The organism is Pseudoalteromonas sp. SG43-6 (assembly GCF_014164365.1).
Lineage (GTDB): Bacteria > Pseudomonadota > Gammaproteobacteria > Enterobacterales > Alteromonadaceae > Pseudoalteromonas > Pseudoalteromonas rhizosphaerae.
Genome location: NZ_JACJEZ010000187.1, coordinates 1 through 352 on the forward strand (window position 1 = coordinate 1; position 352 = coordinate 352).

The window sequence follows — 352 nt, forward strand, 5'->3', positions numbered from 1 at the left end:
TTTTAGCTTTATCACGTAAAGAGCCTAATGCAAGAAAGCGCATACGCCTGCTTGCTGTTTCATTATTCTTTGAGGGTGAAAACAGAACGAATATTGCTAAGCGCCTAAATACAGCGCGCGGCAGTCTCAATAAATGGGTTTCAAACTACCTTAACAATGGCGTTGCTGGCTTGAACAACAAACCGATTAAAGGTCGTCCAGCTAAATTAACCTCACAACAACTAAATACACTGTCAGATTATGTAAAACAGTCAGCAAGTTCTTCAGAAGGAGGCAGACTAATGGGGGAAGATATTGCTCAGTATATTTATGACCAGTTCAACATAAGATATCACACCGATCATATTTACAA

General features: G+C 39.5%; 1 protein-coding gene. It reads left to right on the plus strand.

Annotated features, from left to right (window positions below; all coding sequences use genetic code 11):
* A partial coding sequence (locus tag H5201_RS22725; RefSeq protein WP_182768451.1) for a helix-turn-helix domain-containing protein occupies positions 1–352 on the plus strand: 352 nt, incomplete at both ends.